Origin of the sequence: Ohtaekwangia sp. (assembly GCF_036786105.1) — a bacterium.
Taxonomy (GTDB): domain Bacteria; phylum Bacteroidota; class Bacteroidia; order Cytophagales; family Cyclobacteriaceae; genus Ohtaekwangia.
In genome coordinates this window covers 22,314-39,006 of record NZ_DAIQRQ010000053.1, presented here as the reverse complement: position 1 = coordinate 39,006, position 16,693 = coordinate 22,314, and the positions used below count along the sequence as shown (strand labels likewise).

6 protein-coding genes and 1 pseudogene are annotated in these 16,693 nt (G+C 44.7%); 3 read left to right on the top strand and 4 right to left on the bottom strand.

Annotated features, from left to right (window positions below; all coding sequences use genetic code 11):
* Positions 1-23: 23 nt before the first annotated feature.
* From V7Q33_RS23435 to V7Q33_RS18205, 3 genes and pseudogenes are all read right to left on the bottom strand, one after another.
* Positions 24-194: pseudogene (locus V7Q33_RS23435) on the bottom strand (JAB domain-containing protein); the annotation flags it as partial.
* A gap of 47 nt (positions 195-241) precedes the next feature.
* The gene (locus V7Q33_RS18210; protein WP_333820752.1) at positions 242-6,916 is read right to left on the bottom strand and encodes an alpha-2-macroglobulin family protein; all 6,675 of its coding nucleotides are present in this window, start codon (positions 6,914-6,916) and stop codon (positions 242-244) included.
* 129 nt (positions 6,917-7,045) lie between these two features.
* The gene (locus V7Q33_RS18205; RefSeq protein WP_333820751.1) at positions 7,046-7,678 is read right to left on the bottom strand and encodes a JAB domain-containing protein; all 633 of its coding nucleotides are present in this window, start codon (positions 7,676-7,678) and stop codon (positions 7,046-7,048) included.
* 210 nt (positions 7,679-7,888) lie between these two features.
* Between V7Q33_RS18205 and trxA the strand changes: the two genes are divergently transcribed.
* From trxA to V7Q33_RS18190, 3 genes are all read left to right on the top strand, one after another.
* Complete coding sequence (trxA, locus tag V7Q33_RS18200; RefSeq protein WP_331976818.1) at positions 7,889-8,188, top strand: thioredoxin; 300 nt, start codon at positions 7,889-7,891, stop codon at positions 8,186-8,188.
* Positions 8,189-8,786: 598 nt separating this feature from the next.
* Positions 8,787-11,921, top strand: a complete 3,135-nt coding sequence (locus V7Q33_RS18195) for a glycoside hydrolase family 2 TIM barrel-domain containing protein (protein WP_333820750.1) — start codon at positions 8,787-8,789, stop codon at positions 11,919-11,921.
* A 239-nt stretch (positions 11,922-12,160) separates the two neighbouring features.
* Positions 12,161-15,760, top strand: a complete 3,600-nt coding sequence (locus V7Q33_RS18190; RefSeq protein ID WP_333820749.1) for a BamA/TamA family outer membrane protein — start codon at positions 12,161-12,163, stop codon at positions 15,758-15,760.
* A gap of 31 nt (positions 15,761-15,791) precedes the next feature.
* On the opposite strand, the gene V7Q33_RS18185 is transcribed toward V7Q33_RS18190, so the two are convergent.
* On the bottom strand, positions 15,792-16,349 hold the full coding sequence (locus V7Q33_RS18185) for an OmpH family outer membrane protein (RefSeq protein WP_333820748.1): 558 nt from the start codon (positions 16,347-16,349) through the stop codon (positions 15,792-15,794).
* Positions 16,350-16,693 lie beyond the last annotated feature (344 nt).

Below are 16,693 nucleotides of genomic sequence, written 5' to 3'. Positions count from 1 at the left end.
GCGAATCTTCTTCTCCTCTTTTTTTATCCGTTCAGCCAGTTCAAGGCTGGCACCCATCTAATGCTTCGCTCCAGTTGCTCTAACAAACCGGTATCGGCAAAGCTCATGTACAAATTTAGAGAAACGATCAGGTGATCGATAATGGGTATATTCAGTATTCTGCCAACTTGTATCAGGCGGTCGGTCAATTGGGTTAGGTATCGGGAAAATGGGAGGCGAGGGGTCGCCTCCCATCACTTTTTTATTTCACGGTAATTCTCACACCTTCGCTATGGCTGTTAAACTCCGGGGCATACATACTTTGTATAGAAGTGATGCCATTGGAGAAGTTGCCTTTGGCGCTCACGCGTAAATCGTATTCAAAAACATATACTCCTTTTTGTACAGAGTCGAAGAAGAAATTGGTGGAGGCATCTTTAGTGCTTTGATAATACCCCAGGCCGTCCTGCCATTTATACTGGGACAGTATATCTACGGGTTCCAGGCCCGAGGCGCGCATGTCCTTCATGTGCAGAAATTCCATTGGGCGGTCAACACGCAGCTCAATGCGAATGCGTAACAATGCGCCTACTTCGAGTGGATAGTTGGTGGTTACTTCTTTCAGCAGTTCACCGGTATCGGTATGTTTTACTTCGAATACTTTTTTGCTCAGTTTCAACGGCGTTGCTGCCGGTGTAATTTTATCCAGGTCTTCAAAGTATTGCCAGTATAGTCCGCCCCAGGCGATGCCATCATCTTTTTTCGTGATCGTTACTTCGGCCAGCGATGCATTTACTTCGTTTCCTTTCCACGAAGTTTTAAAATAACCCGTGCCGGCTTCGGCTTGTTTGGTATCAGGTGTTATTGACTTGTGTCCTATTGTTACTTCCACTTGCTTGTCAAGTGGCAGCCAGTCTGTTCCGCGAAGCAACAAGGCATATACGGCTTCTGTTGTGCATTTAGTAGTTTGCCATTGGTTGGTCTGTTTATGTTTCAGCAGCCATACACGAAGCTCGTCAATCGTCTTGATGTCTTGCGGCTCGATCTCGGCAAAGGCTTCTATCAGCAGGGCCTGTGTCTCCACCGGAGCTTCATACCAGAACCAGCCGGCTATATTTTCTTTCCAGTACATACCCAGCTCATCACTGGTTATGCTGTTTTCTCTCAGCGACCGCAGAATGTCTTTGGATATATTTACCTGGTGATCGCGATGCTGGATCAACGCAATTATTCCCTTTGAATAAAGGTTGAAGTCGTGCCAGTATTGTGCTGACTGTACCTTATAATACGCTGCCGCTTCTGATGCTTTTTCACTCAAAGCAACTTCCGGGTAGAAGCTTCGCATATACAGGTAATGAATATGATGATAGGATACGTGCTGATCGTTTATATACTCCTTCGCCAACCGGTTGCCTTCTGATGGAGACGAAGCTTTTGCACGAATCTTATCAGCTTCGTTTAGCAGGACGCTATAGTCTTTAACCATTTCATTGTCCAGAAACAGCACGGCTCTGTTCATCATTTCGGTAACGGTGTTGTCTTTTATAGTTACCTTCAATTGTTTCAGATGACCGAAGCTCACGGCTATATGTTGTGTGATGTAGGCGCTTGCCCGATCGCAGCCGCTGAACCAGGGAAAACCTCCGTTGCCAAGCTGCATATCTTTTAGCTTGTTGATCGTGGCTTGCTGATCGCTCACCGTGTTCAGATCGAAGAGCAATGCGATTCGTTTCTTTTGCTCAGTTTCATTTTCAGCATCGCGCAGCCACGGTGTTTCCTGGATGATCAACGATTTTAGTTCCTGATTTTTTTCAAGGTTGCTCACCAATGCATTCGAGGATGCCCACTGACTGAATACCTGTTTGATTTTGGGTGTGCTGTTGAGAATGTGTGAAGCCAGTGCATTGGCATAGTAGCGCGAAAAAGTCTGCTCGGCACATTCGTATGGAAACTCCATCAGGTACGGCAGCGCCTGTATTGCATACCACGCAGGGTTAGATGTAATTTCCAATGTAACCTGGTGGTGCTGCAGTGTAGGAGAGGTTGTAGTCTTTAGCTTGTCGAGCGTGAATGTTTTGGTTTGGCCCGAGCGTATATACATCGGCAGTGTTTCTGTTACCAGCATCCGGTTAGGCAGCACAGGCAAAGCATTCTGTTCGCCATCGGTAAAGTTACCGGCTTTGGCCAGCACTTTATATTGAACAGCATCTATACCATCAGGCACTTTCAATTTCCACGATACTTCTGTGTTTCCTTTTGCGCTTATCCTGAAGGTTTGATTACGCACTATATTTCCAAAAAGTGCATCTACCGGCTCGCCTGTTGCGGCATTGGTAAGCTGCAAGGCAACTTTACCTTCCTGATTTTTACCGGAGAGATTGGTAACCTTTACCGAGAAAATGATCTCATCGTTTACGCGAAGAAAGCGCGGTGCATTCGGCATAATCATCAATTCCTTTTGCGTAACGGCTTGCAGCGTTTTCGTAGTGGTGATCAGATCTTTGGTGTGTGCCAGCAGTTGCAGCTTCCAGCGCGTGAGCGACTCCGGAGTAGTGAAGGTAAACTGTATTTTCCCATTCTCATCGGCTGTGAGGTGAGGAAAGAAGAAAGCAGTTTCATTAAAATTCTTTCGCGCATTTATTTTCGCCATCTCCTCATCCATTTTCTTCTGCCCCGACTTGGTGCTGATAATGATCACACCATTGGCCGCGCGCGCACCATAAAGCGCAATAGCCGCTTCACCTTTCATTACCTGAACATTGGTAAGATCATCCTGATCGATTTTAGAAGATTCAACAACAACACCATCCACAACATATAGCGGTTCAGCTCCACCTGTAGTAGCGGCCCCACGAATTATGATCCGCGCATTGCCACCCGGCATACCGGTTATCTGTACGCCAGCAGCGTTTCCTTCGGCTAAAGCAAAAACTACATCACCTTCTGCAGGAGTTTCGGTTACTATTGTTGTTGCGCTCGCTGATAGCATTTTCTTCTCAACTGTAGTACCATAACCGGTTACTACAACTTCTGATAGTGCCATCACTTCTTCTTCCATCAACACATTGATTGTGTTCTTGCGGCTTACCGTTGCCTCTGCTGTTGCATACCCGATAAAACTATATACCAGCACATCGTCTTTATTGGCTTCAATCATATAATTACCTTCTGCATCCGTAACAGTTCCTATGGTGGTACCCTTTACCACTATATTTACGCCTGGTATAGGATCGCCATTCTTGTCGGATACAGTGCCGTAGATATAGCCTTCTTTTCGCTGCTTTGTATTCAGCATACTTACTTTGGAAGGATTGGCAGGATCAGGTCCCACGATATATAGCCGGCTCAGGTATTGCCGGTTGGTATAGCGATTGTTGGAGACGTTAAATCCAAACCACTCGAACTGGTCATACTGTTGATGCGGTATAACGCGGGCCCGATAAGGTATAGGCTCGCCACCAAACGCGAATGGCGAAGTGCCGAAACTAAGATGAGCATTCGGACGATAGTTGCTATAGTATGACCTTGTTTCTATTGGATTGAACGACCACGCATGTTGCTTGAATTGATCGAGTGAAGCATCGTACATCGAAGCGAGCATCTCGGCTTCTTTCCGCGATGATTCATCACCCTTAATTGAAAAGCTCCATGTTTGTTTCCCTCCGGGTTGAAGTTTGTCTTTAAAGGTGAGTGTTTCAATTTCAATGTTTTTACGCTCTGACGTGACTGAAAGAATACGACTGTCAGTCAGCGATACATTGTAGACAGCAGTAGTAGCGTGAACCACAAAGCCCTCATCCATGCTTTCTGTAATAGGAATGGTAAGTGTAGTGGTGTTAGCCGCGAGATGCTCGGTATATGTTTTAATAATCGTGTGGTTACGCTCCAGGGAAATTGTAACCGTAATATCGCTGGCTGCCGAGCCAATCTTTACTTTTGCAAATTCACCTACACGATAACTCGGTTTGTCTGCTTCCATGAACAGCAACTGGTTATCGGCCACGGTACGGCTGCCGGTTTCCATAACCGAGAACTGATGCTTATCGGTAATAATCATACCCGCAGCATCGGTAGAAGTAAGCTCCATGATATAGCGTCCCTGCGGCCACGTGTTATTTATCTTGAACTTTACTTCTTTCGCTTTGGCTGTATTGAAAGCCGCGCTAAACATGGATTTACCTTTCTCCCATTTGGTCGGATCACTTTGATCCTGGTAAGAATCATGCGGAAAGAGTGCTTTAAATTCGGCTTCACTTAGTTGAGGCAGATCAGGTGCATCCCACGGTCGGGGACGTACCGGTGTTTCCGGTGATTTCAATTTATAGATCGTGATGGTGCCTTGTGCCGGTATAAATTCTCCGTTCAGGTTCTCAGTCACTACCGTGATGGTATTCTCCGGAACTTTTCGGTCTATAACAGAAGCCGCGTTCAACATTGCCGATAATGTATGATAGCCCACCCGTACCGTTGTAGAGGCACTTCTTGTTTCTCCGTTTATGTCGATAACATCCATCGATACTTCATATTCAAACACCGGTCTTTCATCTTTCGATACCGATTCATCCGGAGTGGCCGGAAAGCGAATGGCAGCTTCGCCATTTTTATCCGTTATACTTTGTCCGGAAGCAATTTCCTGTTCTCGCTCATCGGCGTAATGATTATACCAATAATACCAGCGCGGATAGCGCACCACTCGCCTTACATGATAGCTCACCCTGGCACCGCTTACTTTAGCGCCGTTAAAAGCAATGGCGGTTCCTGTTACAGTTACTGTATCGTATACCTGGAATGTTTCTTTCACCGGTTTGAACGCAGCTTCGAATGTTGGGCGCTTGTATTCTTCTACCGAAATCTCCAGTTCTTCGTAATCAAAATCATAGTCATCGTAAAATTTGCTCTCGCTCTCATAATCTTCATCGGCATACAAGCTATATTCTCCGGTAAGACCGGAAGCCGGTAATGTAAACTCGCCGCTGAAAGAACCGAACGCATTGGTTTTGAGTCGCTGCGATCCTACTTCTTGACCGTTTACATCTTCCAGAAGTACCTCCACATGTTCGCCTCCCACCACAGTTGATTTCTTTCCTTTGGTTTTGATAAGTATACCTTTGAAATATACGGTTTGCCCGGGGCGGTAAATGCTGCGATCGGTAAACATAAACGTACGTGCCGTGCGCTCTTCTTCATCTTCATCCTGGCGATGGTATAACCGGTATATATTGTAATCGCCAAACGTAGCATGATCTTGTGCGGTACTAACCGTTGCCGTGATCGAATACAAGTCATAGTCCTTCTTTTTGACCTCGATAAATCCGTTCCTGTCTGTAGTCTGTTGTTCCAGGGTGATCAAGTCGGTTCTGTCTCCCGGGCGATATCCGCTGAGCTGTACCGTTGCTCCGCTTACCGGCTTGCCGTTATTGCGATCAACAACCTGGTACCGGTATATATCGTTATCGATGCTTTCAAACACCACCAGGTTGGTAACCTGTACAGAAGCATAGGCAAATGCGCCTTTCGATGTTTTTACAGAATCAGCGGACAGGCGAGCCAAAAAGATATAGGCTCCCGGCATCAATTCAGGAACTACAATCTCGGTGCTGTGTTGTTGATAGTCGTGAAGGTTTTGAAGTGCCACGTGCCATAGGGCAGTCGCTTGCAGGGTATCCAGCGCGGCTAATCGGAGCGAGTCTTTATCCATTCGGTAGAATTGCTCTGCAAAATCACGCGTAACCAAAAATGCTTTGAAAGATAAGCGGTCAATGTTGGTATACTCCACGCGTATCCGCGAGGGCTGATTTACCGGTATATATCGCTCCGCGGTCAGTTCCAGGTGGGGATTCTCCATAACGTGTTTCATCGCACGGCATCGCTGGCCGCCATCGCTGTCGGGAAAGCGCGCAATGGCCTGGTTACAGACTTCCATGGCATCTCTCTTTTTGAACTGTTGCTGTTGGTCTTCCTGCGAATATGCATTGCCTTCTGCGTAGTAGATGGATGCTATAGCAAAATCGACCAGCGCAGAAGCAGGGTGCTTTTGATACGTAGCGCGAAGGTGTTGCAAGGCCTGTACATGCAGGTCGCGCGCATTATCAAATATACCCACTGACGCAATCCAGCTTAGCCGTTCGATTTCAAGATCTATATAAGCACTTGTATCTTTGGCGTTTTTGTGGAACAACAATAACGATTTGTATATCGCGAGCGCCTGCATCTCTGTAGAAGAACTGTCAGTCGCAGTAATAGTCATGCTTTCAAATGCTTCAAAGTAACGTGTATCTTTCAGATCGGTGGGCCGGGTATATTTGTTGATAGTGCTTTCTGCAGATTTGTAAAAATCGAGTGCGTTGTGTGCGAGCAGATCATATACCGTTGGGCGGTATAGTCTTGACCCTTCAGCGGGGAGAATAATTTCATTCAATGTGCCCAGGTTAATTGTGGAGAGCTGTGATACATTTTGCAGCGAGCACTGAAAATGACGGTTGATCTCTATAAACATCGCGCTGGCATCCCACGTGCGGAAATCGGTAGTATCTACAATCTCTTCGGTGCGCGACCGGTTATAATACTTCCACCGGTTTTGCTGAAAGTGCTGCCAGTAAATGTTGGCCAGCACCGACTCCAGTATATTTCGAAGCGGAGCTTTGCTGGTAGCAATTTCTTTCTTGAATTTCTGAACGATGTACAGTTCTGCATCTTCTTCCAGCGAAAGCGCAAACTTTGATTGATAGAGCAACGCACGGGTTAACTGAGGAATATTCTTTTCCCGTTTGGCGCGTTTATACACCGAGTCTACAACTGCGAGTGCAGATTTAGGCTGTTCATTCAGCTCGAAGCGATATACATTGCTCCAGCGTTTGCTATAAAAATCAGATTGAGCGAATAGATGAGCGCATCCTGAAATGAGGATAAAGGCAAGCGACAGTAAAATGGATTTCATAGGCGTGTTTGGGTATCTTACGGATAAGATGCAGCGAAGCGCAAAATTCCATAACCGCCCGGAAAATAAATATCCGTTTTTGAGTTACAGCCAACGTTAAGGTTTATTTTTTGAAGTGCGGGCAATACGTTATCGCAACTTTGCAATCTCTTCTTTGGTTAAGCCAGTTAACTCAACTATGTCTTCGACAGATAATCCCTTTTTAAGCGCGTTCTTGGCAACCTTCTTCATTGCTTTTTCTTTTTCTTCGAAAATCATCTGCTCGCGAATTTTCTTCTCTTCCTTTTTTATACGATCTACCAGTTCGAAGGCAGGCACCCATCGTATGCTACGTTCCAGTTGTTCCAGCAAACCGGTATCGGCAAAGCTCATATACGAGTTTGTGGAAATAATAAGGTGATCGATAATCGGTATATTTAAGATTCGGCCCACTTGTATGAGGCGATCGGTCAGGTCCTTATCAGCGTCAGATGGCTTTAGCTCTCCGCTCGGATGGTTGTGAGCGATAATCGCTTTAACAGCACCTTTTAACACTGCTACGCGAAATACATTCATCGGCTCAATGGTAATACCATTCACGCTGCCAAGACTTACAAGCTCCACATAAAGTATACGGTTGTTTGTGGCGAGCCCAATCATCCAGAAATGTTCCTTCTCCTGGTCTATCTTTTCTTCGCGCAGCAAAATGTTTTGCATAACGGCATACAGATCATCAGAATTCAGAATCTTTATCCTTTGCTCATCACTTAATTTAATGGTCATCTGCGCGGTATAAATGGTAATGCTACAAAAATATTGAAATGTATACCTCAAACCAGTAGCCAGCCGGTTTTTTTACAGGCCATACGAAACAGGCGTCTGAACTCTATCACACCCCAAAATGTTATAAAGCCAAACGAAGAGCGTTCGGTTCAGCGCTGATTTTCGCCTGCACCTTGAACCTGAAACTTTGAACTTTAAACCGAAAGAAACATGGCACAATCATTCACAGACCTGATCAACAGCGATCGCCCTACATTTGTAGATTTCTCCGCAGAGTGGTGCGGACCGTGTAAAATGATGGCGCCAATTCTGGAAGAGCTCAAATCGAAAGTAGGCGACAAAGCCAAGATCATCAAGATCGATATAGACCGCAATCCACAGGCAGCTTCTGCTTACCAGATTCAAAGTGTTCCTACCCTTATGCTGTTCAAGAAAGGAAATATAGTATGGCGGCAATCGGGCGTTGTGCCTACTGAATATTTGAAACGTGTGATTGATGAACACGTGTAGAAGGTTGTTCAGGCGCATGCCATGAATCACCATAACAAAAAACGATGTAACAAGCATACAGCCTCACACAAATGTTATTGGCAAACTTATCGGGCTGATCGTGTGATCTCATCATAAATTATACTTTATACACTCTTTCATTAGCTTCCTGTATGGGCAGGCGGATCGCATGTTGCCATTAAAATCTGGTGGGCCCAGGCTTCCTTAAAGTCTGGTGATTACGGATGCATAGCAACGTTACAGTAACGCCTGATGTATGCAAAGTTTGATGGTGCGTAAAGGTGTATCGTGAAAGCAGGAGAGACGTTAAAGCACATGGCTGAAGCATAGCGTTCAGGCGGATTTGGGCCATCAAATCGTTACAGCAATTAGTGGTAGCCTTTCCTAATAGTAGAAGAGATTTTTCAGCAGAATCAGAGAGAACCCAACACCGAAAGCGCAGGTGAATGTGCCAGCAGTATAACTACTAATGCAAATTCTGCTTAATATTAAGTTTCGAAACTTATCCGTGAAAACAGAGCGGAAAAAATAAAAATCAGTAAAATCATTATCCTGTTATGATCACACTTTACCTTTCGCAGTTACTCTTGAAAAAGTTATGATAAAAAAAGTTTTATTTCTTCTTGGTCTTTCTGCCCTTTCTTGTGGAGTTAAAGGACAAAATACGAACGATTGGGAAAATCCGGATGTCAACAGCATCAACCGGGAAAAACCGCATGCCTATACTTTTCTTGCTGAAGAAAAGGCAAACAACCCCATGGTAAAGTCATTGAACGGTGTTTGGAAATTTAAATGGTCTTCTAATCCGCAATCAAGACCCATTGATTTTTATAAGCTGAATTATTCTACCGATGCATGGGATAATATTCAGGTGCCGATCAATTGGGAGCTTCAGGGGTACGGCACTCCCATCTATACCAACGTTACTTATCCCTTTAAAAAAGATCCTCCGAAAGTGATGAGCGATCCGGAGAAATGGTTTACTACCTATAACGAAAGAAATCCGGTTGGAAGTTACTGTACTACATTTTCGCTGCCTGCCACCTGGAGCGATAAGCAGTTGTTTATAAATTTTAACGGCGTGCAATCGGCGTTTTACCTTTGGGTAAACGGCCAGAAAGTAGGCTATAGCGAAAACTCCATGTCGCCCGCTGAATTTGATATTACACCTTACGTTCAGAAAGGAGAAAATAAACTGGCCGTGGAAGTGTATAAATATAGTGACGGCAGTTATCTCGAAGATCAGGACATCTGGCGTTTGGGAGGAATATGCAGAGATGTTGATTTGATTGCGCGACCGAAAACTTTTATCAGCGATTTTTTTGTAAAAGCGATACCCGATAAAGGTTTTAACAACGCTGCTGTTTCCATTGATTTGACTGTTGACAATCGTTCTGCCCTCGATGTTTCAGGATTGCAATTTGAGACCGTTATAACCGGTTATTCAAAATCAGGAAATGTCATCGAGATTCCTGTTTCAAAAACAGTCCCTGTAATCAGGAAATCAAAACAAGTATCCATACAGATCAACTCTACATTAGAACAGCCACGGCTTTGGAGCGCGGAAGCACCGGAGTTGTATCATCTTACTGTTAAACTCAGAAAGAAAAATGAAATTATAGATGTAGCGCAATGTTATTTCGGTGTTCGCAAAATTGAGGTGCGGGGAGAGGTATTTTATGTTAACGGAAAAGCTATAAAGCTTAAAGGAATAAATCGCCACGAACTACATCCGCGCACGGGAAGACATCTCAGTCGCCAGTTTATGATTACGGACATGGAGCTTATGAAACAGGCGAACATCAATTGGATTAGAACATCACACTATCCGGATGATCCTATGTTTTATGAACTATGTGATAAATATGGATTTTATGTAATGGATGAAGCCAATCAGGAATCGCATCACTTTGGTCTCGGTAACAAAGAGATGGGCGATGATCCAGCGTGGAAGAAGCCGCATGTAGAAAGAGCTGTATCATTGGTACAGCGCGATAAAAATCATCCGTCTGTTATTTTCTGGTCATTAGGTAATGAAGGAGGAAAGGGAAGAAATATGGAGGCTATGGCAGACACCATTCGGAAAATGGATGCGACCCGTTTAGTTTTTTCTGACACTCACAGAGAAATCGCAGACCTTTATGACGATAGCTATCTCCATCCTGCCGATATAAAAAAATTGGCTGAAAGGATAAACGACAAACCGGTAGTTATGCGCGAGTATTCCCATGTGATGGGGAATTCAGGAGGAAACCTTCAGGAATACTGGGATGTAATTTATGCAGATTCAAGCCTTGCAGGCGCTGCTATCTGGGAGTGGGATGAACACGGTTTGCCTAAACCTAAAGACGGCTCACCGCTTAAACTTGAAGGCAATCCGGACGTTCTCAGTTTAAAAGATAACGAATTCTGGGCATACGGTGGTGACTTTGGTGATAAACCTAACGATGGTAATTTCTGTATAAGAGGGTTAGTTTCTACAGACAGAAAACCATTGCCTCAGTATTATGAAGTTCAAAAAGTATATCAGCCGATTCTTTTTGAAATGAAAAATGAAAAAGAGATAACGATCAAAATAACCAACCGTTTTGATTTTCTTTCATTACAGCCCTTCGATTTTGAATACGAGTATAAATTGAATGGAAGCACCTTTAAGAAAGGGACTTTTTCATGCGAAGTTTTGCCCGGTAAATCTTCAATCATAACCATTCCGTCACCGGAAAACACTTCTTCTGAAATAACATTAACGGTTTATGCGCGCCTGAAAACATCAACGCTTTGGGCTCAGGATGGTTTCTGTATTGCTTATGAACAATTTACCATTCATCCCTATATTTTCTCAGCAATAAAGGCTCAGGGAAATAAGGCAGAGGTTATACAGACGGCTTCTCGCATAGAGTTAAAAACGGAAGCGATGTCTTTTAATTTTGATAAGACCAATGGAAGTTTACTTAGCTGGAAAGTGAAAGGACAGGAATTGCTGATGGGCAAGCTTGAACCTTATTTCTGGAAAACACCGAATGACAATCAAAAGCAAAGTGGTTATGAAAAAGAAACTGCAAAATGGAAGAAAGCGGCAGAGAATTTAGTCGTTAAGAATGTCGGAATAACGAAGCAGGAAAATTTAACGGTGCTGAAATTTGATATCAGCTTGCCCACCATTGGAGCAAACTATACATTACAATATCAGGTAAATGGCAAGGGCCAATTACAAGTGGAAGCATCATACGTTCCTTTGCGCGATACCATTCCGTTCCTGCCAAAGTTTGGCATGCGTATGCGTATTGCTGAAAAATACAGCACGATTAACTGGTACGGTCGTGGTCCTTTTGAAAACTATCCCGACAGAAAGACTGGTGCGTTAATAGGATTGTATCAATCTGCACTCGAAAATTTCGTTGTGCACTACACCGTGCCGCAAGACAATGCCAATCGCTGCGATGTACGCTGGTTTTCACTCAATTCAGATACACCGACACCGGAAGGTATTAAAGTAACAGGTTTGCAGCCGTTGAATTTCCGGGCGTGGAGCTTTACAGAAGACGATCTGGAAAACTCACGTCACGACTACAAATTACCGAAGCGTGATTTTATAAACCTGAATATTGATTTGAATATTCATGGCGTTGGCGGAGATGACACCTGGGGAGCCAAGACTATGGATAAATATACCAATCCTGGTAACAAGCCTTATCAGTATGGATTTATTCTTGAATATATAGCAGGGCATTGATAAATATCTCTGATGATAAGGCAAGTTTATGCTTGCCTTATCATCAACTTGAATAAGTTGTATGAATTTTTTTAAGAAATGTTGAAGTAATACTTTTCATTTCTCACAGGCTCACAACTCACAACTGCTTCCATCTTTAATCTTGCCGCCAGAGGCCGGAAGCCTGTAGCCTAGGGCTTTTCGTCCATCGGAAAAAGGAAGTATATTGAAGCCAAGTACACCTATTCCCGATAACCGTGATGCCCCGGCATGCCTTACCAACATCGTTCGCTATACTCTGCTTTGTACTTGCGCCAGCGTTTCTTTTTGCTGCCGAAGTCAAGGTAATTTTAACGGCTAACAGTGCCGATCTTGCCGATAAGCAAGAGCTCTTTGCCATGATCGATCAATACTGTCAGTCCGCAACCACCCCGGTGGTGTGGATATTGAATGGCGATGTTTTTTCCGAGCGTGCAACCGCTGAAGACATTCAGGCATGGGGAACGCAGGCTCACCAGGTTCTCGATAAATATACCAACCTCACCATATTGATTAACCAGGGCGAACGGGAATGGAACGATTCCGGTAAAGACGGCTGGCAGGCGGTGCAGCAGTTAGAGAAGTACCTTAAAAAGATCCGGCATCCGCGGCTGGTATATTTCTTCGATAACGGATGCCCGGGGCCCTGGCTCTATTCCCTTCCGCAGTTTGTAGATATCGTGGCCTTTAACTCGCAATGGTGGAATCACCCGCACGATAAGCCACTTCCCTATATGAATGCCTGCGGCATTGCAGATGAAGGTGTGTTTCTCGAAAAAATAAACGATATGCTGGATGAGAGCAGAAACAAAAATATACTCCTGCTTTCGCATTTTCCGGTTGTATCGCTGGGTAAATATGGCGGCCGCTTTCCTGTGTCTTCCTACCTGTGGCCACCGCTGCTGGGCAGTGCCTTTACTTCATACCGACAGAATATAGGTACCCGCAATGATATTGTAAACGAAAATTTCAATGGCTTTCGCAATACGCTAAACGATATGATGAGCGACTATACCTCGCTGATCTTTGCCTCCGGACATGAAAAGAATCATTCTATTCTCCGTCAGAATAGTAATTATCATATTAACAGCGGAGCGCTGCGGGATGGAGACTTCATTGCCGGCAGCAATCAGGCGTTATTAACATCCATCGATGCAGGCTTTGTGGAGCTTACATACGACACACTCGGGCAAGTATCTTATCGCTATATAAAATGGAACACACAATCACTTGCGTTTGCGAAAGGTGATGTGCTGGTAAAACCATCAACTGCAGCAGGAGCTATAGCGTCTGTAAGTGCAATTCCGGGTGATACACGCGATCAGGTGCGCGTGGCTGGTGAAGAGTATACTATCGGTGGCTGGGGCAAATTGTGGCTGGGTACACACTATCGCCATTCGTGGACTACACCCGTGCATGTTATGCAACTCGATATGGATACGACCTTTCAGGGATTAACAATTACCCGGAAAGGAGGCGGACGCCAGACGACATCTCTTAAAATGGCAGGCGGCAATGGCAGGGAGTATGTATTCAGATCGGTAAACAAAGATCCCTCGAAGGCACTGGCGCATTCCGTACGAGGTACGCTGGTGTCGCAGATCATTAAAGATCAGACTACAACCCAGGAGCCGTATGGTGCGCTGGCCGCTTCCTATATGCTGGATAAAATTCAGATCCTGCATGCACGACCGGTGTTATATACATTGCCAAAAGGAAGGGAACTGGGAGAATATAGCCGGGCGTATGGAGGTTTGCTGGGCATGTTGGAAGATTCACCCACTGATAAAATTCAGAAAGACAAAATTTTTGGCGGAGCTGATCATATAGAACGCAGCTATAAATTGTTTCAAAAACTCTATGAAGATCACGATAACCGCGTGGACCGGCTCGAGTTTTGCCGTGCCCGCGTATTTGATATACTGGTAGGTGACTGGGGCAAACATGAAGACAACTGGAAATGGGCGGGCTATAAAAATAACGGCGGTATATTGTACAAACCCATTCCGCGCGATCGCGATCACGTGTTCTCCCGCTGGGATGGTATCCTTCCGTTTCTGGCCGACCGCGCGTGGGCAAAAGCAAGCGGAGAAAATTTTGATTATAAAATAAAAGGACTCCGAAGCCTCATGCACCAGGCGCGCCACATGGATCGCCTGCTGGGTAATCAGCTTACCAAAGAAGATTGGATAAATGCAGCAAAGGAAATTCAAAGTAGTATATCCGCAGAAGATATTGCTGAAGCTGTTCGTAAAATGCCCTTGGAAATTTATACACCCGATGGTAAAGAGATTGAAGATAAATTAAAAGCACGCATTCGCGATCTGCCGCTATATGCTGCCCGATACTATAATATGCTGGCTAAAGAAGTGGATATAGTCGGCTCGAATAAAGCAGAATATTTTCAGGCCACACGAAATGCCGATGGAACGGTAGATGTACTGGTTTGCGATCTGAAGCATGGTGAACCCGATTTCGATAAAGTATATTTTCGCAGAAAATTTATTCCTTCCGAAACCAGGGAGATCAGGCTATACGGTCTTACCAATCATGATGTGTTCAGGATAACCGGCAAAGTGGATAAGTCCATTCTGATCCGAATCATTACCGGTGATAAAGGTGATACGATAACAGATGATTCTTCTGTAAAAGGATCTTCACATAAAACGTTGATATACCAGCAAGGTCAGGCAACCACGCTACCGGCCGTCAGCGAAGCAAAGTATATTGCACCGAAAGATGAGCGCCTGTATCACTATCAGCGCACAGCGTTTGCTTATAACACCTACTTCCCCATGGTATTACTTTCTTATAATCCTTTTACGGGCTTTGCGCTGAATACGCGTGTTACCTTTACCAATCATAATTTTTCCAAACCCGACTTTAGTGTAAAACACAGTATAGCCGCTTCTGTGAGCATGCAACAGAATTATGAGTTGGGATATCGCAATCAGCTGCGTTACCTGGTAGGGAAGTGGGATGGTATCTCTGAAATAAACCTGTCGCGGCCGTTGAACTATAATTACTTCTTCGGCATTGGCAACAATACTACACGCGATAAAACAGCGCCGAAGCAATATTATCGTGCGCTGTATAATTCATTCATAGTGCGTGCCGGATTAACACGTGCATTCTGGAAGCAGAGCAGCGCAACGTTTCTGGCTGCCTTTGAATCGGATGAAGGCATTGCACGTAAGAATAGTTTCTTATCGGAAGACTCTGGAATATTTGGCTTGCAAAAACTGAACATGACTTCGCTGAAAGGGACGGTGAATCTCGACTTTCGTGATGATCGTTTTTTGCCACAGCGCGGTTTCCGCTTTGCCTGGAGTGAAGAGGCTATTCACCTCCATGAATCATCATACAATATAGCTACGATCTCGTATGCTGAAGTGGAACATTACCTGTCAACCTACAATCGTAATCCTGTAACGCTGGGTATACGGGCTGGTGGTGGCGTAACAACTGGTGAGCTGCCTTTCTATAAACTATTTTCATTAGGGCAGTTAGACGATCTGCATGGTTTCAGACGCAACCGGTTTACCGGCCAATCCAAGGCTTATCTTAATACCGAGCTTCGCTGGCAAATACTGGAAACGAAGAATAATTTTATACCGGTAAAGATCGGCATTCGCACGTTCTACGATATAGGCCGTGTGTGGGCAGATACCGATCCGGCCAGTGCCAATCATTGGCATGAAGGGTACGGAGCCGGTTTCTATGTAACACCGTTTACCAATCAATTTTCATTCAATGTAAATGTAGGGGCATCCAAAGAAGAACCGCTTCTGTTGATGTTTGGTATAGGCGGTTCATTCTAGTCAGCAGAAGACGTGCCGTTGTAACCGGCCGTTAATGTGGTTTAGCAGCGGACGAGGGAAGCTTGCTGACGTCTACTCCCAGTTTCTTTAAAACCAGGTTGGATATATTATATTGCTCATCGGTAAACAACAGCACATCGCCACCGCTCACCATCTGCGGGTTGATGATATAGGAGAATCCATTTTCTATCGCTACCGCTTCAATGGCTTTGCCTACTTTGGCAAGCACGGGATTGATCAAATCCGCCTGCTTTTTCTGAATGGAGAGTTGCGCCTCCTGCTGAAACTTCTGGATATTGTCTTGCAGATAGGCAAGTTCGGCTTCGCGATCTTTTCGTATAGCATCCGGTACATCAGGCGACATGGCCTGATAAGCTTTATACTTGGCGTCCAGTTCCTGACTTTTCAGTTTGAGCTGATTCTGCAATTGCGCTTCGAAAGCACCCAATTCGTGTTCGATCTGTTTATATTCCGGTAGCCTGCTGAATATATACTCCCAGTTAGCATGACCAATTTTTTGCGGTGAAGTAGTTTGTGCAGCGGCATATATAGCCAGCAACATGGCAAAGCCAAGGCATAGTATTTTCATACAATGAGGTTGGGGTTGGGAATTATATAGTATTATCCTGTAGATGAATGATGTTCTCAATAAGTTTTACGAAAGCTATTTTTTTGAGATAGTGTAATAAAAATGGTGTTTGCATAATTGTGCTGCCGGTGCGAAGGTTGGTTTTGCCCTTCTTGTAAACTTGCAGGCGCACCTGAAGATCTTTTTCCCGGGAGATTTCGCCAGCGAAACCTCCCGGGAAAAAGATATAGAAAAGCGGAAGTCCTGTTGTTACGCCAGCGTAACAACAGGACTTCCGCTTTTTTCTCTGTCGCGCGCCTGCATGTTTGCTATGAAAAGCAAATTGAATTGCCGCGCGCGTTTGA